The sequence below is a fragment of the Pseudarthrobacter chlorophenolicus A6 genome, assembly GCF_000022025.1.
In the GTDB taxonomy this organism is placed as follows: domain Bacteria; phylum Actinomycetota; class Actinomycetes; order Actinomycetales; family Micrococcaceae; genus Arthrobacter; species Arthrobacter chlorophenolicus.
Genome location: NC_011886.1, coordinates 3,718,043 through 3,742,921, shown reverse-complemented (window position 1 = coordinate 3,742,921; position 24,879 = coordinate 3,718,043). Strand labels below are relative to the sequence as shown.

General features: G+C 66.6%; 22 protein-coding genes. 15 read left to right on the top strand and 7 right to left on the bottom strand.

Going from position 1 to position 24,879, the window contains the following annotated elements; genetic code table 11:
- Positions 1-13: 13 nt before the first annotated feature.
- Positions 14-1,024, top strand: a complete 1,011-nt coding sequence (locus tag ACHL_RS16925; protein WP_015938527.1) for a LacI family DNA-binding transcriptional regulator — start codon at positions 14-16, stop codon at positions 1,022-1,024.
- A 71-nt stretch (positions 1,025-1,095) separates the two neighbouring features.
- A complete protein-coding gene (locus ACHL_RS16920) occupies positions 1,096-1,551 on the top strand; it encodes a VOC family protein (RefSeq protein ID WP_015938526.1) in 456 nt (151 codons plus the stop codon).
- Here the strand turns inward: ACHL_RS16920 and ACHL_RS16915 are convergent.
- Positions 1,502-2,434, bottom strand: a complete 933-nt coding sequence (locus ACHL_RS16915) for a helix-turn-helix domain-containing protein (protein ID WP_015938525.1) — start codon at positions 2,432-2,434, stop codon at positions 1,502-1,504. The two genes, ACHL_RS16920 and ACHL_RS16915, sit on opposite strands and share 50 nt — an antisense overlap.
- Positions 2,435-2,627: 193 nt before the next feature.
- Between ACHL_RS16915 and ACHL_RS16910 the strand changes: the two genes are divergently transcribed.
- Positions 2,628-4,013, top strand: a complete 1,386-nt coding sequence (locus ACHL_RS16910) for an MFS transporter (protein WP_081434850.1) — start codon at positions 2,628-2,630, stop codon at positions 4,011-4,013.
- 109 nt (positions 4,014-4,122) lie between these two features.
- Here ACHL_RS16910 and ACHL_RS16905 read toward each other — a convergent pair whose 3' ends face one another.
- Positions 4,123-5,313, bottom strand: coding sequence for a rhamnogalacturonan acetylesterase (locus ACHL_RS16905; RefSeq protein ID WP_015938523.1), 1,191 nt, complete (start codon positions 5,311-5,313; stop codon positions 4,123-4,125).
- Between the two features lie 370 nt (positions 5,314-5,683).
- Between ACHL_RS16905 and ACHL_RS16900 the strand changes: the two genes are divergently transcribed.
- On the top strand, positions 5,684-5,866 hold the full coding sequence (locus ACHL_RS16900) for a hypothetical protein (protein WP_015938522.1): 183 nt from the start codon (positions 5,684-5,686) through the stop codon (positions 5,864-5,866).
- A 190-nt stretch (positions 5,867-6,056) separates the two neighbouring features.
- Here the strand turns inward: ACHL_RS16900 and ACHL_RS16895 are convergent, their stop codons facing one another.
- The 3 genes from ACHL_RS16895 to ilvD form a co-directional block, all read right to left on the bottom strand.
- Positions 6,057-6,758 carry an SDR family NAD(P)-dependent oxidoreductase gene (locus tag ACHL_RS16895; RefSeq protein WP_208858418.1) on the bottom strand — a complete coding sequence of 234 codons (702 nt, stop codon included), beginning with the start codon at positions 6,756-6,758 and terminating at the stop codon, positions 6,057-6,059.
- Positions 6,751-7,083, bottom strand: coding sequence for an antibiotic biosynthesis monooxygenase family protein (locus ACHL_RS16890; RefSeq protein ID WP_015938520.1), 333 nt, complete (start codon positions 7,081-7,083; stop codon positions 6,751-6,753). Before ACHL_RS16890 ends, ACHL_RS16895 begins: the two co-directional genes overlap by 8 nt.
- Positions 7,084-7,192: 109 nt before the next feature.
- Positions 7,193-9,052: a dihydroxy-acid dehydratase gene (ilvD, locus tag ACHL_RS16885; RefSeq protein ID WP_015938519.1), complete on the bottom strand. Its 1,860-nt coding sequence runs from the start codon at positions 9,050-9,052 to the stop codon at positions 7,193-7,195.
- Positions 9,053-9,137: 85 nt separating this feature from the next.
- On the opposite strand from ilvD, the gene ACHL_RS16880 reads away from it, so the two are divergent.
- The gene (locus ACHL_RS16880; RefSeq protein ID WP_015938518.1) at positions 9,138-9,974 is read left to right on the top strand and encodes a helix-turn-helix transcriptional regulator; all 837 of its coding nucleotides are present in this window, start codon (positions 9,138-9,140) and stop codon (positions 9,972-9,974) included.
- A gap of 114 nt (positions 9,975-10,088) precedes the next feature.
- Positions 10,089-10,721 (top strand): MBL fold metallo-hydrolase, encoded by a 633-nt coding sequence (locus tag ACHL_RS16875; RefSeq protein WP_015938517.1) that lies wholly within the window; start codon positions 10,089-10,091, stop codon positions 10,719-10,721.
- A gap of 84 nt (positions 10,722-10,805) precedes the next feature.
- On the opposite strand, the gene katG is transcribed toward ACHL_RS16875, so the two are convergent.
- Complete coding sequence (gene katG, locus ACHL_RS16870; RefSeq protein ID WP_015938516.1) at positions 10,806-13,112, bottom strand: catalase/peroxidase HPI; 2,307 nt, start codon at positions 13,110-13,112, stop codon at positions 10,806-10,808.
- A gap of 346 nt (positions 13,113-13,458) precedes the next feature.
- On the opposite strand from katG, the gene ACHL_RS16865 reads away from it, so the two are divergent.
- Positions 13,459-14,550, top strand: a complete 1,092-nt coding sequence (locus ACHL_RS16865; RefSeq protein ID WP_015938515.1) for an SDR family oxidoreductase — start codon at positions 13,459-13,461, stop codon at positions 14,548-14,550.
- Between the two features lie 25 nt (positions 14,551-14,575).
- Here ACHL_RS16865 and ACHL_RS16860 read toward each other — a convergent pair whose 3' ends face one another.
- Entirely contained in the window at positions 14,576-15,232 is a 657-nt protein-coding gene (locus tag ACHL_RS16860) for a GntR family transcriptional regulator (RefSeq protein WP_015938514.1), read from the bottom strand.
- Between the two features lie 169 nt (positions 15,233-15,401).
- Here ACHL_RS16860 and ACHL_RS16855 point away from each other — a divergent pair, with 169 nt between their 5' ends.
- From ACHL_RS16855 to ACHL_RS16825, 8 genes are all read left to right on the top strand, one after another.
- Positions 15,402-16,589, top strand: a complete 1,188-nt coding sequence (locus ACHL_RS16855; protein ID WP_015938513.1) for a 4-oxalomesaconate tautomerase — start codon at positions 15,402-15,404, stop codon at positions 16,587-16,589.
- Positions 16,586-17,611 (top strand): amidohydrolase family protein, encoded by a 1,026-nt coding sequence (locus tag ACHL_RS16850; RefSeq protein WP_015938512.1) that lies wholly within the window; start codon positions 16,586-16,588, stop codon positions 17,609-17,611. Before ACHL_RS16855 ends, ACHL_RS16850 begins: the two co-directional genes overlap by 4 nt.
- A gap of 27 nt (positions 17,612-17,638) precedes the next feature.
- On the top strand, positions 17,639-18,322 hold the full coding sequence (ligK, locus tag ACHL_RS16845; RefSeq protein WP_015938511.1) for a 4-carboxy-4-hydroxy-2-oxoadipate aldolase/oxaloacetate decarboxylase: 684 nt from the start codon (positions 17,639-17,641) through the stop codon (positions 18,320-18,322).
- A gap of 25 nt (positions 18,323-18,347) precedes the next feature.
- Complete coding sequence (locus ACHL_RS16840) at positions 18,348-19,271, top strand: amidohydrolase family protein (protein WP_015938510.1); 924 nt, start codon at positions 18,348-18,350, stop codon at positions 19,269-19,271.
- Positions 19,272-19,303: 32 nt separating this feature from the next.
- A complete protein-coding gene (locus ACHL_RS16835; RefSeq protein WP_015938509.1) occupies positions 19,304-20,683 on the top strand; it encodes an MFS transporter in 1,380 nt (459 codons plus the stop codon).
- Between the two features lie 54 nt (positions 20,684-20,737).
- The gene (locus tag ACHL_RS24240) at positions 20,738-20,893 is read left to right on the top strand and encodes a hypothetical protein (protein WP_015938508.1); all 156 of its coding nucleotides are present in this window, start codon (positions 20,738-20,740) and stop codon (positions 20,891-20,893) included.
- A gap of 148 nt (positions 20,894-21,041) precedes the next feature.
- Entirely contained in the window at positions 21,042-22,775 is a 1,734-nt protein-coding gene (locus ACHL_RS16830) for an ABC transporter ATP-binding protein (protein WP_015938507.1), read from the top strand.
- On the top strand, positions 22,772-24,790 hold the full coding sequence (locus ACHL_RS16825; protein WP_015938506.1) for an ABC transporter ATP-binding protein: 2,019 nt from the start codon (positions 22,772-22,774) through the stop codon (positions 24,788-24,790). The genes ACHL_RS16830 and ACHL_RS16825 overlap by 4 nt, the downstream gene beginning before the upstream one ends.
- The last annotated feature ends 89 nt before the right edge of the window (positions 24,791-24,879 follow it).

Genomic DNA, 24,879 nt, shown 5'->3' with positions numbered 1-24,879 from the left:
CAGGAGAACCGCCATGGAACCGGCCGCTACCGGCAATGTCGTCACTCTAAAGGACGTCGCCGCGGCCAGTGGCGTGAGCATCTCCACGGCCAGCCGCGCCCTTGATGAACGGACCACCTCCCGGTCCGCGGCCGCAGTCAACGTCCGGAAGATAGCGGAAGAGCTCGGGTACCGGCGGAATTCTTTCGCCTCAAGCCTCCGCCGCGGTGAGACCCGAACACTGGGCGTCCTCGTCCCCCGCCTCAGCGATACCGTCATGGCACTGATGTTCGAAGAGCTGGAGCGGGCTGCTTCCTCCCGGGGATACTTCGCCATGGTCGCAACCAGTGGTGACGACCCGGTGGATGAACGGCGGGCAGCCGAAACCCTGCTGGACCGGAACGTGGATGGACTCATCCTGGCCACGGCGCGACTCGACGACGAACTTCCCAGGCTGCTGCGGGAACGCCGGGTGGTTCACGCGCTGGTGCTGCGCACTGACGGAGTGAGCCCCTCAGCGCTCGGTGATGACGAATTGGGCGGCTATCTCGCAGTGCGCCACCTGCTTGACCTGGGTCACCGGGACATCGCCGTTGTCACCGGCCCCGACTTCACGTCGACCGCGAACGCGCGCCTCGCCGGTGCCCGAAAGGCCATGGACGAATCCGGGAAAAGCCTCCCCGGGGCGTGGACACTTGCCGGTGGGTACGGGATCGAGAATGGATTCGAGGCGGGCGAACAACTGCTGGGAACGACGAACCGCCCGACCGCCATCTTCGCCGCAAACGACAACATCGCCATGGGAATAATGGCCGCAGCCCACCGCCACAGTCTGCGGATCGGGCCGGATCTCTCCCTCGTCGGATACAACGACACACCCCTCGCCGCCAGGCTTCCCACGCCCCTGACCTCAGTCCGAGTGCCCCTGGACCAGATCGCCCGCACAGCCATCGACCTCCTTACCCACCCGGATACAGAAATGCGCGTACGAATATCGACCCCCACGCTTATTCCGCGAGACTCAACAGCCCCACCACCTCCCTAGCACCGGCGGGGGAGCCTGAGCATACCGCCCGCCCCTAGACCATGCGCCACCTGCCTCGGTAGCGTGCACCCATGACCATCAAGCTGGAAAATGTGGGCATCGCCGTCCGGGACCTCGAAGAAACCATCGCCTTCTTCACCGATCTCGGCCTCACGGTGGTGGGGCGGGATACCGTCAGCGGCGAGTGGACCGACACCGCCGTGGGCCTCGACGGCAACCACGCCAAGATTGCGATGCTCCAGACACCGGACGGCCACGGCCAGCTGGAACTCTTCGAATACATCCACCCGGACGCGATCGAGACGGAACCCACGCTGCCCAACGAAATCGGTATGCACCGCGTGGCCTTCTCCGTGGACAACATCGACCAAGCCCTGGGGATCGCCGCGAAGCACGGCTGCCACCCGCTGCGCGGCGTGGCCACCTACAAGGACATCTACAAGCTCTCCTATGTGCGCGGGCCCAGCGGCATCATCGTCATGCTCGCCGAAGAATTGAAGAAGTCCCCGGCGCCAGAGGAGCAGTAGCGTCCAGGGCGGGCATGTCTGGGCTGGGCACGTCCGGGCCGGGCAACTTCGAGCCGAGAAGCTGAAGGCCTGCGGCCGCGGGGCTGCCTTCGTCCGCCGCGTACATCAGGACGCGGTGCCCGGAATCGTCGGGCTGGGCCAGGACCTCGAAGTTCAGCTCCAGGATGCCGACCTCTGGGTGGTGCATCTGCTTCACGCCCGACATGCAGTTCTGTACCGGGTGCCTGGCCCACAGCTTGGCGAATTCCGGGCTCTTCAGTGTCAGTTCACCAACCAGCGCCGTCAGCTCAGCATCGTCCGGAGACCTGCCGGCGAGCAGCCTCAGCGACGACACGGCCCTGGCGGCTTCCTCCTGCCAGTTCGAATAGAGGGCGCGGGTGTGCCCGTCAAGAAACAGCAACCTGGTCATGTTCGGGCGCCCGGCCGGGACGTTGGGGCTGTCAAAATCGAGATGCCCGGCCACGAGTCTGTGGCCCAGCGTGTTCCAGGCCAGCACCTCGCTCCGCCGACCCAGCACCACCGCCGGAGTGGCGGCCATGGAGTTGATGAGGCGGAGCGTTCCTGGCCGTACCCGGTCGGGCCGGGACGTGCCCCGTCGTTTTGCCTTGCCTGGCCGGGCAAGGTTCAGCAGGTGGGTCCGTTCGTCGGCCGTCAGGTTCAGCGCCCGGGCGATCGCCTCGATCACTGACTCGGAGGCGTTGCTGCTCAGCCCCTGTTCAAGCCTCGTGTAATAGGTATTGCTGACGCCGGCGAGCAAGGCCAGCTCTTCACGGCGCAGGCCGGGAACCCTTCGGGCTCCGTAATTCTTCAGGCCCACATCCTCCGGTTGCAGTGCTGCCCGCCGGACGCGCAGGAATTCCCCCAGTTCGCTTCCATTACCCATGCCCCCAGTCTGCCCGGGGCGGACCGGGATTGTCCTGTCCCTGCCAGTGCTACCCACAACGTGGTGTGGCTGCCGCTCCGCGATTCCCACAGGCTGAAACGGACAACGCAACCCTTACCAAGGAGCCTCCGTGACCGCACCGAACAGCATGGACAGTCAGCCCACACCAGCCCCCGCACCGCCCACGCAGGCCATGACCGGCAAACAGCGCCTGGCCCTCACCGTCCTGCTCACCGCCAGCTTCACCCTCGCGGTGGATTTCTCCATCCTGAACGTCGCCCTGCCCACCGTTGGCGCCGACGTCGGCTTCAGCCTCGAAAATCTGCAATGGATCGCCACTGCCTTCGCGCTGTGCGCTGCCGGGCTTACGCTGCTGTTCGGCCGGGTGGCCGACCTGGCCGGCCGCCGCCGGATGTTCATCATCGGCATGGCCCTCCTCGGGGCAGGCTCACTGCTGGGCGGCATCTCCATCCACCCCGCGCCGCTGATCATCGCCCGCATCGCCCAGGGCATTGCGACGGCGATCGTGGTGCCGGCAGCCCTGTCCTTGCTGCTGTCCGCGTTCCCCGAAGGGAAGATCCGGGAACGCGCGCTGGGCCTGAACGGCGCCCTGATGGCCGCCGGATTCACCACCGGGGCCATCCTGGGCGGGCTGCTCACCGACCTGCTCAGCTGGCGCTGGGCATTCCTCATCAACATCCCGGTGGCAGCAGCCGTGCTGGTCCTTGCACCGCTGGTCCTCGCCGAGAGCAGGCCTGACGGAAGAGCCCGGCTGGACGTTCCCGGGGCCGTCACGGTCACCCTCGGACTGCTGGCGCTGGTTTTCGGGCTCACCCGTGCGGCCGAGACCTCCTGGACCGACCCCGCCACCCTGGTGGCCTTGGCGGCAGCCGTCCTCCTGCTGGCCGTATTCGCCGCGGTGGAACGCCGTGCGGCCGCACCGCTGGTACCGCTGGCGATCCTCAAACGTTCCACAGTGGCTTGGGGTAACTTCGCCGGAGTCCTGGCCTTCGTTACCGAGACGTCGCTGGTCTTCCTGCTTACTCTCTACCTGCAGCGGGTGCTGGGCTACACCCCGCTCGGTACCGGACTTGCCTTCGGGGTCCTGGGCCTGGGCACTGTCCTGGGCGGCGTCCTGGGGCCGAAGATCATCGCCCGGGTGGGCAGCAAGCGGGCCATCGTGGCCGGGTTCGTGGTCCAGGCGGCCGCCACTTCCTCTCTGGTGCTGTTGGGCGGTGATCCTGCGGCCATCATCCTGCTGCTGGCCGCGACGTTTGTTGGGGGTGTCGCGAACCTGGTGGTCATCGTCGGATTCATGGTTACCGCCACCTCGGGCCTGCCCGAAGAAGAGGCGGGCCTCGCCACCGGGCTGGCCACCATGAGCCAGCAGATCGGCATCACCCTGGGCATTCCGGTCATGAGCGCCATCCTCACCGCCCAGCTCGCCGCCCTTGGATCAACGGCGGCGCCGGCCATCCTCGCCGGCGTCACTACAGCCATCTGGGCCAACGCCGGACTCTGCCTAGCATCCGCCCTGGCGGTTGCCTTCTTCCTGCGGCCGGCAGCGACAAAAGCCTAAGTGCGCCGCTGCGCAACCAAGAGGACCACGACGACGGCGGGTTGCGGCTTTCCGGAACCCGTTCCCGGTGCCGCGCGCCGCCGTCGTCCGCGTGTTTCGGAAGGTGCGGCTACTGAAGGCCCTGCCGCGCCAGGTCCGCCGTGACGATCCGGGCGAGTTCGGTGGCGCCGGCCCGGTTGGGGTGCAGGGTGTCACCGGTCATGAACAGGGCCAGCGTTGCCTCCGGACCGATCCCGGTGAAGTAGGCGGATGAGAGCACATTCAGGTCCACCAGCGGGATGCCTTCCTCCTCTGCCAGGGCAACGGTGGAGTGCCGGTACCAGCGGTCCACGGAGGAGTGCACGCCGTCCACGAAATCGGTGGCGCGGCCCTGCGGGGTCACCAGGACCGGCGTGGCGCCGGTGGCCGCCACCTGTCTGACCATGTCCCGCATGATCTCCTTGAACTCAGCCTCGGTGGTGGCGTTCTTGGCGGCGGTGTCATTGATGCCCATCTCCAGCAGGAACAGGTCCCCGGGCTTGCTGTACTGCAGGATCGCTTCCAGCTGGCCGTCGTTGCGGAAACCGCGGGCGATCTGCCCGCCGGTGGCCATGTTGCGGACGTCGAACTTTTCGGAATCGACGAACTCCGGCAGCAGCTGGCCCCAACCGCCCTGGGCGCTGGAGTCCAGCGGGTAGTAGCTGGCCACGGTGGAATCGCCGCCCACCCAGATGGTGGGGTCCATCTGCGGATGGCGTGAGACCTTCTCGATGTCCAGGGCGCTGAGCGTGAAGGCCGTGCCAACCTTGCCTTCCGTGACCAGGAGATTGAGCTGGCCGTCGGTCACCGGGATCTCGAAGGATGCCGTGGCGCCGTTTCCGGTGAGGTTCATTTCCTGGAAGACGCCTTCGGCGGCGACGCTGGCCCGTGAAGTATCGCCGAGGGTGACGGTGACCCTGTACAGGCCCTCCTTGAGATCCACGTTGAAGGTGTTGCTGCTCTTGGTGCCGAACTCCAGGAACCGGACGGCATCGCTTCCCACCCCGTTTCCTTTAGCCGAAACGTTGGCCATGTGCTCAGGAGTGTTGAAGCCGTAGCGCCGTTCCGGCGTGTAGGCGTCAGCGGCGCTGACGCCCGTGTAGCCCTTTTCCACCGGGCCGCTGCCGAAGTCGAACCTGTAGTTGCTGGGTTCGGCCTGGGCTGCCGGCGCGGAGAACGCCAGCCCGGTGCCGCTGGCCAGTGCGGTGGCGGCAAGGCAGCAGGCCAGGGGCTTTTTGTAGTTCGGGGTGCGGGTGCCACGGGCAGGACGGGTTTCGGTCACGTTGATCTCCTTTGATAACGGGTGGGTGGGGCGGGATGGTGTTGTATCGATTCAAAATACGGGCAGTGAAGCTCTCGGGATACTGAAGAGAGAGAAGTGGGTCCGGAAGGTTCGGAGCCGCTATTACAACAGTTGTAACAGCGGTCGACTTTACCGGTCAAGAGATTTTGATCGTTTTCTGTGATGTTTTGGTGCTTCATGTTGCTACGCCCAGAACCCTAGGAGGGGCGGCCGGCTGGTGATTCACGCTCGCCCGCGGCCCCGGCACCCGAGCCGCCGCTCGCCGTCGTACGCCAAAAAGTTGGCACCGGGGCGGAGCCTTTCGCGCCCGGGGCTGTTAGCGTGGAGGCCCGGCAATGGAGGAGCAACGATGACCACCAACTCACCCGACTCACTGCCTGATGACGAGTCCCAGGCGGGGGAGAACCAGGAAAAGCGCGACGGCGGCGTGCCCGGCGGGAAGGACGGAGTGGGCATCGGTGCCGACGCCGAGCCCAACACCTTCGAGCCCGAAGAGGACCCGGATGCCACGAAGGAGCCGGACGGCGACTGAACCGCAACTTCTGCCTGTACCCGGGCTCAAATTTGAGTCAAGATTCCGTTTAAGGGCCGGAATCGACATTTCCGGAGGTTACCAGCGGGTAGATTTTTAGTTGCTTCCAATTCCCCCAATGCGGAGGCAACAAGGAGGCCCCCGCGCTCGAGCTTCGACTCGCGTGGGGGCCTTTCCTCATTCACCGGGCCTACCAGGCCAGGTCCTCTGCCCCGAGGGAGCAGAACCGCGGAGACGTCCGGGAGCCCGAGTCGACAAGTTCGCGCAGCTGCCGGGCCGCAGTTCCCGGATCCTTTGCAGCATCGGACTGGCCCATGGCGGTTGCAAGCTTGCCGGGGTGGACGGCCCAGCAGCGGACCCGCCCCTGGAGTTCCTGGGCCAGCGAAACGGTGAGCATGTTCTGCGCAGCCTTGGAGACCTTGTAGGCGTAACTGGTGGACAGGTCGGCGAAGTCGCCATTCGCCTGAGCCGACACCGAACCCAGCCGGGAAGACACGTTGACAATGACGGGATCAGGCGCGGCCAGTAGGTTCGGCAGCAGGAACTGCGTCAGCCGCAGCGGACCGGCCACATTCACATCCAGAGAATTCAGGAGGCCGTCCGCCCCGATGGCACCCAGCTTGCCGTGCGGGGCACCCTGTGCGGCGTTGTTGACCAGCAGGTCCACCTGCCGCTGGCCCACGGCAGCCGTAAGCGCGTGCGTCGGTTCGGAGCGCACGTCATGCAGTACGGGTACGACGCCGGCCGGCCAGGAGCCGCCCGCAGGTTCGGCTGAGGTGCGGGTCAGGGCAAGGACGTCCCACCCGTTCTCCGAGAGTTCGCGGACGGTCGCCAACCCCAGACCGCGGTTGGCCCCGGTGACCACGGCGAGCCTGCCCATCGGATCAGGCAAGGTCTTCCGGGGCCGCAGCGACGGCAGGCTGGGCCGACGTCACCAGGTTGTAGTGCTCCACCACCGGGAAGGGCTCGTAGAACCGGTGCAGCAGGGCCCGCCACTGCTGGTATTCGGGGGAGCCGCGGAAGCCTTCGGTGTGGTCCCCAAGGGTTTCCCATTCAACCAGCAGCAGGTAGGTGCTGGGGGACTCAATCGAGCGCGACAACGAAAGGGAGATGAAGCCGGGCATCGAAGAGATGATGTGGCGGGCCTCGCCGAAGGCAGCCTCGAACTCTTCTTCCTGGCCGGGGATGACAGGCAGCAGGGCGTGCTCGGTAATCATCCCGCCATTCTGGCAGGTTTTCGGCCCCTCCCGGGCCTGACCTGCTGTAATGCAAAGAACCCCGGCCGGAACTGGGCGTCCGGCCGGGGTTCTGCAAACCGTAAAGGTTCTAGCGCTCCAGCAGGGAAACGTCGCGGACGGCGCCCTTGTCCGCGGAGGTTGCCATGGCCGCGTAGGCGCGCAGCGCAGCGGACACGTGCCGGTCCCGGTCCTTGGGCTTGTAACCTCCGTTGACCAGCAGCTTCTCGCGGCGCTCAGCCAGCAGCTCATCGGAAACTTCCAGCTGCAGGGAGCGCTGGCTGATGTTGATGCTGATGATGTCGCCGTCTTCCACCAGGGCAATGGTGCCGCCGGAGGCAGCTTCGGGGGAGATGTGCCCGATCGACAGGCCGGAAGTGCCGCCGGAGAAGCGGCCATCAGTGATCAGCGCGCACTTCTTGCCCAGGCCGCGGCCCTTGAGGAACGACGTCGGGTAGAGCATTTCCTGCATGCCCGGGCCGCCCTTGGGGCCTTCGTAGCGGATCACCACCACGTCGCCTTCCTTGATGCCCTTGTTCAGGATCTTTTCCACGGCTTCGTCCTGCGACTCGCACACTACGGCGGGGCCGGAGAAGGTCCAGATGGATTCGTCCACGCCGGCGGTCTTCACCACGGCGCCGTCCTCTGCCACGTTGCCGCGCAGCACGGCCAGGCCGCCGTCCTTGGAGAAGGCGTGCTCCACCGAGCGGATGCAGCCTTCCGCAGCGTCGGTGTCCAGGGACGTCCACTCGTTCGACTGTGAGAAGGCGGTGGAGGAGCGCACACCGCCGGGGGCCGCGTGCCACAGGGCCTGCGCTTCCTCGGTGGCCTTGCCGCCGCGGATGTCCCAGTCGTCCAGCCAGCCGTCAAGATCGGTGGAGTGCACGGAATGGACGTTCTTGTGCAGGAGGCCGCCGCGGTTCAGCTCGCCCAGCAGCGCGGGGATGCCGCCGGCGCGGTGCACGTCCTCCATGTAGTAGGTCTTGTTGCCGGCAACGTTCGGGGCCACCTTGGCCAGGCAGGGCACCTGGCGGGACTTTGCATCCATCTCGGCCAGGCCGTAGTCCACGCCGGCTTCCTGGGCCGCGGCCAGCAGGTGCAGGATGGTGTTGGTGGAGCCGCCCATGGAGATGTCCAGCGCCATGGCGTTGTCAAAGGCTTCTGCGGTGGCGATGTTGCGCGGCAGGACCGAGTCGTCGTCGCCGTCGTAATAGCGCTTTACGAGCTCGACGACGGTAGCGCCGGCTTTTTCGTACAGCGCCTTGCGCGCGGTGTGGGTCGCGAGGACGGAGCCGTTGCCCGGCAGGGCCAGGCCGATGGCCTCGGCGAGGCAGTTCATGGAGTTGGCCGTGAACATGCCGGAGCAGGAACCGCAGGTGGGGCAGGCGTTTTCTTCGATGAGGTTGATGTCCTCGTCGGAGATGGACTCGTCCACGGCGTCGGCAATCGCGTTCACCAGGTCCAGCGAGCGGACGGAGCCGTCGGTCAGGGTCACGCGGCCGGCTTCCATGGGGCCGCCGGAGACGAACACCACGGGGATGTTCAGGCGCAGCGCGGCCATCAGCATGCCGGGGGTGATCTTGTCGCAGTTGGAGATGCACACCAGGGCGTCGGCGCAGTGGGCGTTGACCATGTACTCCACGGAGTCGGCGATCAGGTCGCGGGACGGCAGCGAGTAGAGCATGCCGGAGTGGCCCATGGCGATGCCGTCGTCCACGGCGATGGTGTTGAATTCGCGCGGCACGGCGCCGGCGGCGAGGATCGCGTCGGAAACGATCCGGCCCACGGGGGCGAGGTGGGTGTGTCCGGGGACGAATTCGGTGAAGGAGTTGGCCACGGCGATGATCGGCTTGCCGATGTCCGAGTTGGCGACGCCGGACGCGCGCAGCAGTGCGCGGGCTCCGGCCATGTTGCGGCCGTGGGTAACTGTCTTTGAACGTAGTGCAGGCATGATGACTATCCTTCTCCGGCGCCGCCGCAAGAGGAAGACGGCCTTGCTACTAGTAGTGGGAGTACCAGAGTAATAGTATTTTCGCATGCAGAGTTCCGGCCGCCGTAAAGAACTGGGCCTCTTCCTCCGGGCCCGCCGGGACCAGGCCCTTCGGGTTGATTACGGCCTTCCGCCCATAGCCCGCAAGCGTGAGCGGGGCCTGCGCCGTGAAGAGGTGGCGTTCCTCTCCGGCGTGAGCGTCACCTGGTACACCTGGCTGGAGCAGGGCCGCGACATCAGCCCGTCCCGGCAGGTGCTGGAAGCGGTCAGCAGGGCACTGCACCTTTCGGACACCGGCCTGGACTACGTCCTGTCGCTCGGCGGATACGCCTCCGCAGGACCAAGCACGACGGCGGCCGCCACCGCGCCTGCCCACCTCCAGCGCCTGCTCGACGCCTTGGACCCGAACCCGTCCTTCGCGCTGTTTCCGGACTGGGGCGTCGCCGGCTGGAACAGCGCCTACGCGGCGCTGTTCCCCAACATCGCCACCGTTGCCCCCGCGGACCGGAACCTGCTGTGGCTGGTGTTCACGGACCCCTATGTCCGGAACCTGCTGCCGGACTGGGACGTGACCAGTAAGAGGTTCCTGGCCGAGTTCCGTGCCGAAACCGGGCAGCGCTTGGGGGATGTGGACATCAAGAACCTGGTGGAGCGGCTCAAGGAAGCAAGCCCGGAATTCAGGGAAGGCTGGGACCGGTACGACATCCTGGGCTTCGAGTCGCGCGAACGGCTCTTCCACCACCCGGCAGTGGGAGTGCTGCAGCTGGAGCACCACCAGCTCTCGCCGTCGGACCGGCCGGACCTGCACCTGGTGGTCTATACGCCGGCGCCCGGGAGCGACGCGGGAACGCAGATGGCGTCCCTTATTGCCGCGGCAACCTAGCGGCCTGCCGGTGCGGGTGCCATTCTGGACAAAGCGCCAGACCCCGCGGCCCCGCCCGGCGCCCTGCTGCTCCCGCAACGCATCACGGCCATGATGTGGAATTGAGGTCCAGGCATGAATTCGTCCGCTGAAATCAGTGTCACCGCTGTCCGGGTTGCCGACCTGCTGGCCGACGGTGAGCTGATGCCGGTGTACGTGCACGTCATCGACCACCCGGAGGGACGCGTTCTGGTGGATACCGGCCTGACCCGGCTTCATCCTGCGGTGGCGGACATGGACCCCCGCCTCTACCCGGAGGGCTACCAGGAGCTGGACACCGGAAACGTGGACATCGTGGTCAACACCCACCTGCACTTTGACCACTGTGGCGGCAACCATCTCTTCGCGGGGAAACCCATTTATGTGCAGCGCCGGGAACTCGATGACGCCCGCACCCAGGAGGACTACACCATTCCGGAGTGGGTGGACCCGCCGGGGATCAACTACGTGGCCGTCGATGGCGAGCTTGAACTGCTGCCCGGGGTGCGGCTCCTTCCCGCACCGGGCCACACGCCAGGGTCACAGATCGTCGTGATCGACCCGGGCGCAGTCCTCACCGTGATCGCCGGTGACACGGCGGTGTGGTTCGGTGAACTCGACAATCCCCGCACGGAGGGCCAGCAGCTGGTGCGCTCCCTGAACCCGGGCACGGTGTGGCTGACGCACACGCACACCCCCTGGAGGCCCGGGTCCACAATCACCGTATAAACGACAGAAAAATGGCGGCGAAACCGGTCTGGTTTCGCCGCCATTTTAAGGATGCCAACTCGGCGGTAAAGGGTCCGCCGGGGCTCAGTTCAGATCAAACCGGTCCAGTTCCATGACCTTGGCCCAGGCAGCCACGAAGTCGTGGACGAACTTCTCCTTTGCGTCGCCGCTGGCGTACACCTCGGCCAGGGCTCGGAGCTGGGAATTGGAACCGAACACCAGGTCCACGGCGGTGGCGGTCCACTTCACCTCGCCGGTGGCCACATCCGTGATCTCGTAAACGTTCTCCTCATTCTCCGAGGCCTTCCACTTGGTGCCGGGGGAGAGGAGGTTGACGAAGAAGTCGTTCGTGAGCGCCTGCGGCTTGTCGGTGAGGACGCCGTGGCCGGAGCCGCCCACGTTGGTGCCCAGGGCGCGCATGCCGCCCACCAAGGCCGTCATCTCCGGTGCGGAGAGGTCCAGCAGGTAGGCCTTGTCCAGCAGCAGGGTTTCGGGCTGCAGCTTCACCCCGGGACGGATGTAGTTCCGGAACCCGTCCGCGCGCGGCTGCAGGTAGCCGAAGGACTCGACGTCGGTCTGTTCCTGTGCCGCGTCCGTGCGGCCCGGACGGAAGGGCACCGTGACGGGGACCCCGGCGTCGGACGCTGCCTTTTCAACCGCCGCGGCGCCGCCGAGGACGATCAGGTCCGCGAGCGAAACCTTCTTGCCGTTGCCCTGGCCGGCATTGAACTCCTCCTGCACGCGCTCCAGCGTCTGCAGGACGGTGGCGAGCTGCTCGGGCTCGTTGGCTTCCCAGCTGCGCTGCGGCTCCAGCCGGATCCGGGCGCCGTTGGCACCGCCGCGGCGATCCGTCTTGCGGTAGGTGGCGGCGGACGCCCACGCCGTCCCGGCAAGCTGCTGGACGGTCAGGCCGGAATCCAGGAGTTTCGCTTTCAGATCGGTGATGTCCGCCTCGCCGATGAGGTCATGGTCGACGGCGGGAACGGGATCCTGCCACAGCTGCGCTTCCGGAACCCACGGGCCGAGCAGGTGCGGGCCTACCGGGCCCATGTCGCGGTGCAGCAGCTTGTACCAGGCCTTGGCGAACGCGAGCGCGAACTGGTCCGGGTTCTCCAGGAAGCGGCGGGAGATCTTCTCGTACTCCGGGTCCACGCGCAGCGACAGGTCAGTGGTGAGCATGGTGGGGCGGTGCTTCTTTTCCGGGTCGTGGGCGTCCGGGATGATCTTCTCGGCATCCTTGGCCACCCACTGCTTGGCGCCGGCGGGGCTTTCCACCAGCTCCCACTCGTGCCCGAACAGGATCTCGAAGAACCGGTTACTCCACTGCGTGGGGACGTCCGTCCAGGTCACTTCCAGGCCGGAGGTGATGGTGTCCGCACCCTTGCCGGACCCGTACGTGCTCAGCCAGCCCAGGCCCTGGGACTCGAGGTCCGCCCCTTCCGGTTCCGGGCCCACATGGTCGTCCGCGCTGCCGGCGCCGTGGGTTTTGCCGAAGGTGTGGCCGCCGGCGATCAGCGCCACGGTCTCCTCGTCATTCATGGCCATGCGCTTGAACGTTTCGCGGATGAACGCCGCCGCTGCCAGCGGGTCCGGGTTGCCCATGGGCCCCTCCGGGTTGACGTAGATCAGCCCCATCTCGGTGGCACCCACTTCATCGGCCATTTGGCCTTCGGCGACGTACCGCTCGTCGCCCAGCCAGGCGTCCTCAGGGCCCCAGAAGATCTCCTCCGGCTCCCACACGTCCTCGCGGCCGAACGCGAAGCCGAAGGTTTTGAAGCCCATGGACTCAAGGGCCACGTTGCCGGCGAGGACCAGGAGGTCTGCCCAGGAAAGCTTCTGGCCGTACTTCTGCTTTACCGGCCACAGGAGGCGGCGGGCCTTGTCCAGGTTGGCGTTGTCCGGCCAGCTGTTCAGCGGCGCGAACCGCTGGCCGCCGTCGCCCGCTCCGCCGCGGCCGTCATGGACGCGGTAGGTGCCGGCCGCGTGCCAGCTCATCCGGATCATCAGTCCGCCGTAGTGGCCGAAGTCCGCCGGCCACCAATCCTGGGAAGTGGTGAGAACCTCGGTGATGTCCTGTTTGAGCGCTTCGACGTCGAGTTTCTGGAATTCGTTCCGGTAGCTGAAGTCCGGGCCCAGCGGGTTGCCGGCCGGGTGGTTGGCGTGAAGAACGGAGAGGTCCAGCTGGTTGGGCCACCAGTCGGCGATGGTCCGCGGCCGGTGCCCCTTGGGCTGGGGAGCGTCGATGGCCGGGTTTTCGCTCTCGCTGCCCTGCGCCGTGGCGCCGCCGTGAACCACGGGGCAGCCGCCTTCTGCGTTCTGGCCAGCAGCGTGGCCGGCACCCTGGGCGCTCCCGGACGCGGGGAGCGGAGGATGCTCTTGGGGATCGGTCATGTGCTTCTTCCTTCCGTTGGGCCGAGGCCGCGGTTGGACTCGGGCAGCCGGTGCAACCCTCCCATTTGAACATAGGCGGCTGGGCGGATGAGACCCCTAATTTCGGGTCAATCTGCCGCCGGGCCTGTGATCCGCGGCATTGCCGGACACAGGACCGCCGCAGCGTTCCGCCGTCCGCGTAACAGTCCCGCCGGGGTGTTTCACGGAATATCTTCCTGGTGCCGGGGCTTGTCGCCTAAGGGGCCTTTTGCGGTCCCATTCACGGCGCGATGCAGCGCGCGGGCCTCCGCCACAGCGTGAGGCCGTGCTGGCGCGCGGACAATCAGCACCTACCAAAAGGAGCACTATGACCATCGGAGCAGGAACAGCAGCGGGCAGCGGACGGACGGCACTGGTGGTGGGGGCCACCGGGATCTCAGGCTCTGCCCTGGTGGATACCCTGGTAGACGATGGCTGGTCAGTCCTGGCACTGTCCCGCCGGCCCGGACCCCAGCGCGCAGGCGTCACGTGGCTCTCCGCAGACCTGACCTCGGCTTCGGCCCTTGCCGCCGTGCTTGCTCCGGAGAACCCCTCCCACGTCTTCTTCACCGCATGGTCGCGGCAGGCCACCGAGGAAGAGAACATTGCCGTGAATGCGGGCATGGTACGTGACCTCCTCGCGGCGCTGCGGGGAAAGGACGTGTCCCACGTTGCCCTGATGACCGGGCTCAAGCACTATCTGGGACCGTTCGAGGCCTACGCTGCCGGGGAAATGCCGGACACGCCCTTCCACGAGGAGGAACCGCGGCTTCCGGTGAACAACTTCTACTACGCCCAGGAAGACCAACTCTGGGCCGCGGCGGAGGAGCAGGGGTTCACCTGGTCCGTGCACCGCGCCCACACCGTGATTGGGCACGCGGTGGGCAACGCCATGAACATGGGCCTCACCCTCGCCGCGCAGGCCACGCTGTGCCGGGACAGCGGGCAGCCATTCGTCTTCCCGGGATCTGAAACCCAGTGGAACGGCCTCACGGATATGACGGACGCCGGCCTGCTTGCCGAGCACATGCTGTGGGCCTCCACCACTCCGGAGGCCGCGAACGAGGCCTTCAACATCGTCAACGGCGATGTTTTCCGCTGGCGCTGGATGTGGCCGAAGCTCGCAGCCTACTTCGGCTTGGAGTGGGAGGGGTACCAGGCGGAGCCCCGCACCCTCGAGCAGTCCATGGCGGGGCGAGAGGACCAATGGCGAGAACTTGCCGAGCGCCACAATCTCACAGAACCGGACCTGGACCGCGTGGCATCCTGGTGGCACACGGACGGCGCCCTGGGGCGGAACATCGAGGTGGTGACGGACATGGGTAAGAGCCGTGACGCCGGCTTCACCGGGTACCGGCGGACCCTGGACGCCTTCACCGCACTGTTCGACCGCTACCGTGCGGACCGCCTGATCCCCTAGTTGGAACGCTGCCGCCGGGCAGCCGTCACGCCGATTCCCGGATGGCGTCGGCAACGCTTTCCAGGTGCAGCCGCATGGCCTCAGCGGCGCCTTCGGGATCATGCCGGCACACGGCGTCGATGATGGCCAGATGCTGGGGAAGGGAAACGTTGGGGCGCCCGGGCTGCCGTGCCAGCTGGAACTGGAACCGCACCGCCTGGCCGCGCAGCCGCTGGATGGTGGCCGCCGCCGTGGCCTGGGCGCTGACCTCGATGATTTTGGCGTGCAGCCTCTGGTTGCAGGCCGAATAGGATTCGCGGTCGCCCCGCGCCACGGCATCTTCCATCTGCCGGGCGAGGTCCCGCAGTTCCTGGGACCCGGCGTCGGTGATCCGCTCAGCGGCTTTCCTGGCACAGAGCGCCTCCAGCGCGCCACGAACCTCGGTGATCTCCACGGCTTCCTCGATGGAGACGGCCCTCACCCGCGCGCCCCTGTTCTGGACGCGCTCCACCAGGCCTTCCACACTCAGTTCCGCGAGGGCCACCCTGACGTTTCCGCGGCTGGCCCCGTAATCGTCTGCCAGGTCGGCTTCAACGAGCCGCTGCTTGGGCACCAGTTCACCGCTGATGATGGCCTTGCGCAGGATTTCCACCAGCTGCGGAGCCGAAAGGGTGGGCCCTTCGGTCTCAGGAATCGTTGTCATGCTGCCCCTTGTCTCTGGCCGCCGTGCCACCCATTGTAAACAATTTTGTCACCCCGCCCGCTCTCGCCCCTCACCTCAACTGTGCGAAAAATCATTAAAGGGATTGCTAACAATTTAGTTAATGGTTATCGTGTGTGTACTGCATCACCATCAATTGAGAGGGAACGTCGTGGTTCCAACAGCTATTCGAGACGTACGCCAGGCCGGCCCCCGCCGGGCGGGCAGCCAACTCGCGGTGCCGTGCTGGTTCATGCGCGGGGGCACGTCCAAGGGCCCCTTCTTCCGGGCAGAAGACCTGCCCCGGGAGGTGTACGCCCGTGACAGCGTCCTCTTGGCGGCCATGGGTTCGCCGGATCCGCGCCAGATCGATGGCTTGGGCGGGGCCCACCCGCTGACCAGCAAAGTGGGCATCGTGGGCCTGAGCCAGCGGCCCGGCGTCGACCTGGAATTCAGGTTCGCCCAGGTCCAGCCGGACCGGGACACCGTGGACACCACTGCCAACTGTGGCAACATGCTCGCAGCCGTGGTGCCGTTCGCGATTGAATCGGGCCTGCTCAATCCCGACGGCGACATCACCACCGCACGGGTCCTCACCCTGAACACCGGGCTGGTGGCCGAGATTGCCGTCCCGACGCCGGCGGGGGAGGACGGGCGCTACGTCGAGTACGGCGGGGACGCCACCATTGACGGTGTTCCCGGTGCCTCGGCCGCCGTCGTCATCAGCTTCCTCGACACGGCAGGGTCCGTCTGCTCATCGCTCCTGCCAACAGGCCACCTGACCGACTCCGTGGAGATCGGCGGCTTCGGCCCGGTGGAGGTGACCTGCATCGACAACGGGCAGCCGCTGGTGATCATTGACGCCACCGCACTGGGGCGCACGGGCCGGGAACCCGTCGTCGACCTCAACGCGGACACGGAACTGAAAGCGCGACTCGAAGCACTCCGGCTCAGCTGCGGAGAACTGATGGGCCTCGGCGACGTCACCGCGAAAAACTACCCCAAGATGACGCTGGTCTCCCCGCCGGCGGAGGGCGGGACCATCGGTACCCGCAGCTTCATCCCGCACGTCTGCCACGAATCAATCGGCGTGCTCGCAGCGGTCACCGTGGGCACGGCGGCGGTGCTGGCCGGAACGGTGGCCCACGCCGTCGCAAAGCTGCCCCGCGGCGGGACCCCCACGGTTTCGGTGGAACACCCCAGCGGTGAATTCAGCGTCCAGCTGGAACTCGATCCCGCAGACCCCGGCTGCGTGACCAAGTCCGCGCTCATCCGGACCGCGCGCCTGATCATGGCCGGTGACGTCATGGTCCCGGCCCACCTGTGGCAACCCCAGTCCTCCAAGGAGCAAGACCTGTGATTATCGATATCCACGGCCACTACACCACGGCCCCGCCGGCCCTCGGCGAGTGGCGGGACCGGCAGGTGGCCGCCCTCACCGACCCGGCGCAGGCCCCGCTGCGCTCGGCGTTGAAGATTTCCGACGACGACCTGCGGCACAGCGTCGAACAGAACCAGCTGCGGCTCATGGACGAGCGCGGCATCGACCTCACGGTCTTCTCGCCCAGGGCGTCCTTCATGGCGCATCACGTGGGGACCTTCGAGACGTCCTCGGAGTGGGCGGCGATCTGCAACGAGCTCTGCTACCGCGTCAGCCAGCTCTACCCCGAGAGGTTCGTCCCCGCGGCCATGCTGCCCCAGTCGCCCGGCGTTGATCCGGCCAGCTGCATCCCGGAGTTGACCCGCTGCGTGGAAGAGTACGGCGCCGTTGCGCTGAACCTGAACCCGGATCCGTCCGGCGGGCACTGGACCGCTCCGCCGCTCACTGACCGCTACTGGTACCCCATCTACGAAAAGATGGTGGAGTACGACATCCCTGGCATGGTCCACGTGAGCACCAGCATCAACCCGGCGTTCCACACCACCGGAGCCCACTACCTGAACGCCGACACCACCGCGTTCATGCAGCTGATCCAGGGGGACCTCTTCGCTGACTTTCCCACCCTGAAACTGGTGATCCCCCACGGCGGCGGGGCTGTCCCGTACCACTGGGGGCGTTTCCGGGGCCTCGCCATGGCGCTGAAGAAGCCACCGCTCGAAGAGCACCTTCTGGGCAACGTCTTCTTCGATACGTGCGTCTACCACCAGCCAGGCATCGATCTCCTCCTGGACGTCATCCCCACCAGGAACATCCTGTTCGCCTCGGAAATGATCGGCGCCGTCCGGGACATCGACCCCTGCACCGGCCACAACTTCGACGACACCGCACGGTACATCGAAGCGGCAGGGCTGGCCGAACCCGATCTGGCAGCCATCCAGGAACACAACGCCCGCACCGTCTACCCCCGCCTCAACGCACTGCTCAAGCAGCAGGGCCGCTGACGCTGCCGCCAATCAAGGAGCAGAACCATGCAGGAACTAGGAGTTGTCCACCGCACCATTACCCGCGCGGCGGAGGTGGACGTCAAGGCACTATCGGAATTCGGCGTCAGCACCATCCACGAAGCCATGGGGCGGCTGGGCCTGATGCGGCCCTACATCCGGCCCGTCTACCCCGGCGCAGCCCTGTGCGGCACTGCCGTGACGGTGCTGCTGCAGCCCGGAGATAACTGGATGATGCACGTGGCCGCGGAGCAGGTCCAGCCCGGTGACGTGCTGGTTGCCGCCTGCACCACCGAAAGCGAGGACGGGTTCTTCGGCGACCTGCTGGCCACCTCACTGCAGGCCCGCGGTGCCGCCGGCCTGGTGATCGACGGCGGCTGCCGGGATGTTGCCACCCTCCAGGAGATGGACTTCCCCGTTTTCAGCCGCGCCATCAACTCCAAGGGCACCGTGAAGGCCACGCTCGGCTCGGTCAACATCCCCGTGGTCTGCGCGAATGCCCTGGTGCACCCCGGCGATGTGGTGATTGCCGACGTCGACGGCGTCGTGGTGGTGCCCGCAGCCCGCGCCTCGGACGTCGCCGCGGCGGCGCGCAAACGCGAAGACAACGAAGAGTCCAAGCGCCGGCGCTTTGCCGCCGGCGAACTGGGACTGGACATCTACTCCATGCGTGAACCCCTTGCAGCAGCCGGGTTGCGCTATGTCGACTGACACCGGAAAGGAGCAGAGTATCTCCATGGAGACTTTCACCAAGACTCCCGGGTGGCTTGACTGGTATGCCAACCCCTCCACGCCGCGCTTCCAGCTGCCTGCCGGTGCGGTGGACGCCCACTGCCATGTCTTTGGCCCGGGCGCAGAGTTTCCGTTCGCGCCGGAACGTAAGTACACCCCGTGCGACGGCGGCAAGGAGGATCTGTTTGCCCTGCGCGACCACCTGGGTGTCAGCCGCAACGTCATTGTCCAGGCAACCTGCCACGGGGCGGACAACAGCGCCATGGTGGACGCCGTCCAGTCGGCAGGCGGCAGGGCCCGCGGCGTCGCCACCGTCCGGCCGGACATTTCCGAAGCCGAACTCCGCCGCCTGGATGAAGCGGGGGTGCGGGGCGTCCGGTTCAACTTCCTCAAGCGCCTGGTGAGCTCCGCTCCCCAGGAGGATCTGGCCGAGATTGCCCGGAAGATCGCGCCGTTGGGCTGGCACGTGGTGATCTACTTCGAAGGCGAGGACCTGGAGGGGCTGGAAGGCTTCTTCGGTTCGCTTCCCACCCCGCTGGTGGTGGACCACATGGGCAGGCCGGATGTCACCAAACCCGTGGACGGCCCCGAGTTCAGCAGGTTCCTGCGGTTCGTGGACCGGAACGATGTGTGGGTCAAGGTGAGCTGCCCGGAGCGGCTGAGCGTGAGCGGGCCTCCCGCGCTGGACGGCGAGCAGCACGCGTACACCGATGCGGTCCCGTTCGGCCGGCGCGTGGTCCAGGAATTCCCGGACCGCGTCCTGTGGGGCACCGACTGGCCCCACCCAAACCTTAAAGGGCACATGCCCGACGACGGCCTGCTGGTGGACTACATCCCGCAGGTGGCCGTAACCACCGAACAGCAGCACCAGCTGCTCGTTGCCAACCCCATGCGGCTCTATTGGCCGGGCGAAGACGCCCGGGCCTAGCCGGCACCCCCCGAACACACCAGAGGACTCCAATGATGCACTCCAATGCTGCGAACCGGCTCGACCGGCTTCCCATATCCCGCTTGCACAAGATCACCCTGATCGCCGTGTCCTTCGCCTACTTCTTTGAGTTCGCGGACATCAACAGCTTTGCCACCACGGTCCCCAAGCTCGTGAAGCTGTGGGGCGTCACCATCAACCAGATCGCCTACGTCACTTCGCTGTCCTTCGTGGGCATGTTCTTCGGCTCCCTGATCGCCAGCTGGCTGGCTGACCGGTGGGGACGCAAGAAGGCCCTCGCCATCACCACCGTGTGGTTTTCGGTCTTTTCCTTCGCGGCGGTGTTCTCCTGGGACATCATCTCCCTGGGCGTCTTCCGGGTCCTGACCTCGGCCGGCCTGGCGGCGATGACCGTCGTCGCAGTGATCTACGTGAACGAGATCTTCCCGGCTGCGGTCCGGGGCAAGTACCAGGCGTACGCCATTGTGATCGGCATCTGCGGTACGCCTGCCACCAACCTCCTGGCCAGCTGGGTGGTTCCGCTCAGCGACTGGTCCTGGCGTTTGGTCTACCTGTGGGGCGCCATGGGCATCGTTTTCCTCCTGTTCAGCCGGCACCTCAAGGAGTCACCGCGCTGGTTTGAGAGCAAGGGCCAGTTCGACAAAGCTGATGCGCTGCTGACGCAGATGGAAGCGCAGGTCACCGCCGAGAAGGGGGCATTGCCGGAACCTGCCCCTGCTCCCGCTGCCGCCGCAGCCACGAAGAGCAAACCGAAGGCGTCCTACAAGCTGCTGCTCCAGAAGAAGTACCTTGGCCCCACCATCCTCCTGACGGTGCTCTGGGTGACCCAGACCATCGGGTTCTTTGGCTACTCCTCGTGGGCACCGACCCTGCTGGCCCAGGAGGGGTTCAGCGTCAGCGATTCGATCTTCTACGTCGCTTTGACCACCGTGGGCGCACCGCTGGGTTCCTACCTGGCCTCCCTGGTGACGGACCGGTTCGAACGCAAGTGGTGCCTGGTGGTCTTCGGAACCACCATCGCCGTGTGCGGCCTGTTCTACGGGCTGACGTTCAACCCGGTCCTGATCGTGGTCTTCGGTTTCCTGGTGAACCTCTTCGAACGCGGCTATACAGCCTTGGCCTACGCCTACTCGCCAGAGGTCTTCGACACCGCCGGACGTTCCCTGGGTACCGGGGTCTCCTATGGCCTGGGCAGGCTCTCCAACGCAGCGGGTCCGCTGATCATCGCAGGCCTCTACACGGGAAGCGGCTACCAGAGCGTGTTCTACTTCATCGCCGGTACCTGGCTGTTCGGGGCGGTGGTCCTGGCCATCTTCGGACCCAAGACCCGGCCCAAGCCCCTTGCTACCAATGTGGCGAAGGATGCTGTGGCCCCCACCATCGCACAGTAGGCAGCACGATCCTTCGGGACCTTCTGAAGCGGACACAGCTCCCGGCCGGGTGCTGTGTCCGCCCGCGTGGCGGGCTCCTTCAAGGGTTCTTTGGGCACCGCCTACCCCGTGGGCGGCAGCGGCGGCCTGTCCTGCGACAAGGACGGCAAAGTCACAGAGGTTACCGAGTTCCAGGAGGACACCGCCAAGGCCGCCGACTTCTGGACGTAAGGAAAAGCAGCCCGCACCGGTATGGCCCCGGTACGCCCACAGTGAACCGCAGTTTTTCCCAGCCAACTCGCAGGATCAACAGCTTCCAGCGGACGTAAACTGACGCTCGCACCACGTTTTGTGGACACTCCGTCAGTGGGAGCCACGCATGCTCTGGAAGTTGCTTGTTGAATACCTGCGGCCGCACCAAAAGCTGCTGGCCGCCGTCGTCATTTTCCAGCTGGCGCAGTCCATCGCGTCGCTGTACCTGCCCACCCTGAACGCGGACATCATCGATGAGGGCGTGGCCAAGGGCGACATCGGGCACATCCTCAGCCTGGGCGGGGTGATGCTGGGCGTCACGCTGCTGCAGATCGTGTGCTCGGTCATCGCCGTATACTTCGCGGCGAAGGCGGCCATGGGCGTGGGCCGGGACCTGCGCGGGGCCATCTTCGAACGGGTGGGCGGGTTCTCCGAGCAGGAGGTCACCAGGTTCGGCGCGCCCAGCCTGATCACCCGCTCCACCAACGATGTGCAGCAGGTCCAGCAGCTGGTCCTCATGTCCGCCACCATGCTGGTCGTCGCGCCCATGCTCAGCATCGGCGGGGTGATCATGGCCATCCGGCAGGACGTGCAGCTGTCCTGGCTGATCGCCGTCGCCGTCCCGGTGCTGCTGGTGGCTGTCGCGCTCATCACCGTCCGGATGGTGCCGCTGTTCCGGGTCATGCAGAAGCGGATCGACACCGTGAACCGGGTGCTCCGCGAGCAGCTCACCGGCATCCGGGTGGTGCGGGCGTTCGTCCGCGAGGACATTGAGACGGCCCGGTTCGGCCAGGCCAACGAGGACGTCACGGACACCGCGCTGCGGGCGGGCCGGCTGATGGCGCTGGCGTTCCCCACCGTGATGCTGGTGCTCAACATCTCCAGCGTGGCGGTGATCTGGTTCGGGTCGTTCCGGATCGAGGACGGGTCCATGCAGGTGGGCACCCTCATCGCGTTCCTGAGCTACCTGATGCAGATCCTGATGTCCGTCATGATGGCCACCTTCATGGCGGTGATGATCCCGCGCGCGGCCGTCTCCGGGGACCGGATCGGCCAGGTGCTGGGCACGGAGTCCAGCGTCCGGCCGCCGGTGAGGCCCCGGAGCAGCAAGGTGCGTCGCGGCGAGTTGGAGATGGCCGACGTCGGATTCGCCTACCCGGGTGCCGATCAGCCGGTCCTCACCGGGATCAGCTTCACTGCCAGGGCAGGGCAGACCACCGCGGTGATCGGCAGCACCGGCGCGGGCAAGACCACGCTGGTGAACCTGATGCCGCGGCTGTTCGATGCGACCTCCGGCTCGGTCCGGATGGACGGGGTGGACGTGCGCGAGCTGGACCCGGACCTGCTGTGGGGGCACATCGGCCTGGTGCCGCAGCGGCCCTACCTGTTCAGCGGTACGGTCCGCAGCAACCTGCAGTACGGCAAGCCGGACGCCACGGACGAGGAATGCTGGGAGGCGCTGGACATCGCCCAGGCCCGGAGTTTCGTGGCGGAGATGGACGGCGGGCTGGACGCGCCGATCAGCCAGGGCGGCACCAACGTTTCCGGCGGGCAGCGGCAGCGGCTGGCCATCGCCCGGGCGCTGGTGAAGCGGCCCGAGCTGTATATCTTTGACGATTCCTTCTCGTCCCTGGACACCGGCACGGACGCCCGGCTGCGGCAGGCCCTCAAACGGAGTACGTCCGGTGCCACCCTGGTGATCATCGCCCAGCGCGTCTCCAGCATCGTGGACGCGGACCAGATCCTGGTGCTCGACGACGGCAGGATCGTGGGGCGCGGAACGCACAGCGAGCTGCTGGAAACCTCGGAGACGTACCGTGAGATCGTCTCCTCCCAGCTGGCGGCGGAGGAGACGGTATGAGCCCGGAACCCACTCCCGCAAGCGGCACCAAAGCCGCGCCCTCCCCCGCAACGGGTGGCGCCGCCGTCGTACGCATTCCCCGGCCGGCAGGCGGACCGGGGCGTGGCGGACCTTTTGGCGGGATGAACATCCCGGCGGAAAAGGCGATGAACTTCTGGCCCACCGCCAGGCGGCTGCTGGCGACGCTGCAGCCGGAGAGGGCGTGGCTGCTGCTGGTGTTCGTGACGGCGGTGGCCGGGGTGGCGCTGTCCGTAATCGGGCCGCGGCTGCTGGGTGAGGGCACCAACCTGATCTTCGCCGGCGTGGTGTCCAAACAGCTGCCGCCGGGGGTGACCAAGGAGCAGGTGGTCGCCCAGCTGCGGGCCTCGGGTGACGGGCAGCGGGCGGACATGCTCAGCGCCATGAACCTGGTGCCGGGGCAGGGGATCGACTTTGCGGCGCTGGGCAGCGTGCTGACGTGGGCGCTGGTGCTGTATGTGCTGGCGTCGGCGTTCATGTGGATCCAGGCGTACGTGCTGAACGGGGTGGTGCAGCGGACGGTGTTCGGGCTGCGCGGGGAGATCGAGGCGAAGATCCACCGGTTGCCGCTGCGGTACTTCGATTCGATCCAGCGCGGTGAGCTGCTCAGCCGGGTCACCAACGATGTGGACAACATTTCGCAGAGCCTGCAGCAGACCATCAGCCAGGCGGTCACGTCCGTGCTGACCGTGGTGGGCGTGCTGGTGATGATGGTGATCCTCTCGCCCACGCTGGCGCTGATCGCGCTGGTGACCATTCCGCTGACGCTGGTAATCACGGCGCTGATTGCCAAGCGCTCGCAGAAGCTGTTCGTGGCCCAGTGGAAAAACACAGGTGAGTTAAATGGACAGATCGAGGAGACGTACACCGGGCATGCGCTGGTGAAGGTGTTCGGCCGGCAGCAGGAGGTGGGGGAGCGGTTCCGGCAGAAGAACGCGGAGCTGTATGAGGCGAGCTTCGGGGCCCAGTTCATTTCCGGGCTGATCATGCCGGCCATGACGTTCATCGGGAACCTGGTGTACGTGGGGATCGCCGTGGTGGGCGGGCTGCAGGTGGCGTCCGGGGCCATGCAGCTGGGCGACGTGCAGGCGTTCATCCAGTACTCGCGGCAGTTCACCATGCCGCTGGCGCAGCTGGGGTCCATGGCCAACCTGCTGCAGTCCGGGGTGGCGTCGGCGGAGCGGGTGTTTGAGCTGCTGGACGAGGAGGAGGAATCGGTGGAGCCTGCCGCCTCTGCTGCGCCGGTGTTCGGGCGGGGGCGGCTGGTGTTCGAGGACGTGTCCTTCTCGTATTCGCCGGAGAAGCCGCTGATTACTGGGTTGTCCTTGGTGGCGGAGCCGGGGCAGACGGTGGCGATCGTTGGCCCTACGGGTGCGGGCAAGACCACGCTGGTGAACCTGATGATGCGGTTCTACGGGCTGGATGCCGGGCGGATAACGCTCGACGGCGTGGACGTCACCTCGGTGCCGCGGCGGGAGCTGCGCTCGCGGATGGGGATGGTGCTGCAGGATACGTGGCTGTTCGGCGGGACCATCCGGGACAACATCGCGTACGGGCGGCCCTCGGCTACTGAAGCTGAGATTCTTGAGGCTGCCCGGGCGACGTACGTGGACCGGTTCGTGCGGTCGCTGCCGGAGGGGTACGACACCGTGCTGGACGACGAGGGCGCGAACGTGTCCGCGGGGGAGAAGCAGCTGCTGACCATTGCGCGGGCGTTCCTGGCCCGGCCGTCGGTGCTGATCCTGGACGAGGCAACTTCTTCGGTGGACACCCGGACCGAGGTGCTGGTGCAGAAGGCCATGAGTGCTTTGCGGTCCGACCGGACATCCTTCGTGATCGCGCACCGCCTGTCGACCATCCGCGACGCCGACCTCATCCTGGTGATGGAGGCCGGCCAGATCGTGGAGCAGGGCACGCACGCTTCGCTGCTGGCTGCCGGTGGGGCGTACGCCCGGTTGTATGAGGCCCAGTTCGCGGCGCCGGCGGCGGAAGTGTGAGCTATGGCTTTGGCTCCGTTGCCGGTGACGTACGCTCCGCCCGACGACGCAGAACGATGTAGCGGGCCACCAGCCACAGCCCTAACGGC

Excerpts from the sequence above, each read along its gene's own strand:
- ACHL_RS16890 (WP_015938520.1), bottom strand. The coding sequence starts at position 7,083 with ATGATTACCGAGCACGCCCTGCTGCCTGTCATCCCCGGCCAGGAAGAA.
- ligK (WP_015938511.1), top strand. The coding sequence starts at position 17,639 with ATGCAGGAACTAGGAGTTGTCCACCGCACCATTACCCGCGCGGCGGAG.
- ACHL_RS16910 (WP_081434850.1), top strand. The coding sequence starts at position 2,628 with ATGACCGGCAAACAGCGCCTGGCCCTCACCGTCCTGCTCACCGCCAGC.
- ACHL_RS16840 (WP_015938510.1), top strand. The coding sequence starts at position 18,348 with ATGGAGACTTTCACCAAGACTCCCGGGTGGCTTGACTGGTATGCCAAC.
- ACHL_RS16915 (WP_015938525.1), bottom strand. The coding sequence starts at position 2,434 with ATGGGTAATGGAAGCGAACTGGGGGAATTCCTGCGCGTCCGGCGGGCA.
- ACHL_RS16880 (WP_015938518.1), top strand. The coding sequence starts at position 9,138 with ATGCAGAGTTCCGGCCGCCGTAAAGAACTGGGCCTCTTCCTCCGGGCC.
- ACHL_RS16925 (WP_015938527.1), top strand. The coding sequence starts at position 14 with ATGGAACCGGCCGCTACCGGCAATGTCGTCACTCTAAAGGACGTCGCC.
- ACHL_RS16830 (WP_015938507.1), top strand. The coding sequence starts at position 21,042 with ATGCTCTGGAAGTTGCTTGTTGAATACCTGCGGCCGCACCAAAAGCTG.
- ilvD (WP_015938519.1), bottom strand. The coding sequence starts at position 9,052 with ATGCCTGCACTACGTTCAAAGACAGTTACCCACGGCCGCAACATGGCC.
- ACHL_RS16825 (WP_015938506.1), top strand. The coding sequence starts at position 22,772 with ATGAGCCCGGAACCCACTCCCGCAAGCGGCACCAAAGCCGCGCCCTCC.
- ACHL_RS16865 (WP_015938515.1), top strand. The coding sequence starts at position 13,459 with ATGACCATCGGAGCAGGAACAGCAGCGGGCAGCGGACGGACGGCACTG.
- ACHL_RS16875 (WP_015938517.1), top strand. The coding sequence starts at position 10,089 with ATGAATTCGTCCGCTGAAATCAGTGTCACCGCTGTCCGGGTTGCCGAC.
- ACHL_RS16900 (WP_015938522.1), top strand. The coding sequence starts at position 5,684 with ATGACCACCAACTCACCCGACTCACTGCCTGATGACGAGTCCCAGGCG.
- ACHL_RS16835 (WP_015938509.1), top strand. The coding sequence starts at position 19,304 with ATGATGCACTCCAATGCTGCGAACCGGCTCGACCGGCTTCCCATATCC.
- katG (WP_015938516.1), bottom strand. The coding sequence starts at position 13,112 with ATGACCGATCCCCAAGAGCATCCTCCGCTCCCCGCGTCCGGGAGCGCC.
- ACHL_RS16860 (WP_015938514.1), bottom strand. The coding sequence starts at position 15,232 with ATGACAACGATTCCTGAGACCGAAGGGCCCACCCTTTCGGCTCCGCAG.
- ACHL_RS16920 (WP_015938526.1), top strand. The coding sequence starts at position 1,096 with ATGACCATCAAGCTGGAAAATGTGGGCATCGCCGTCCGGGACCTCGAA.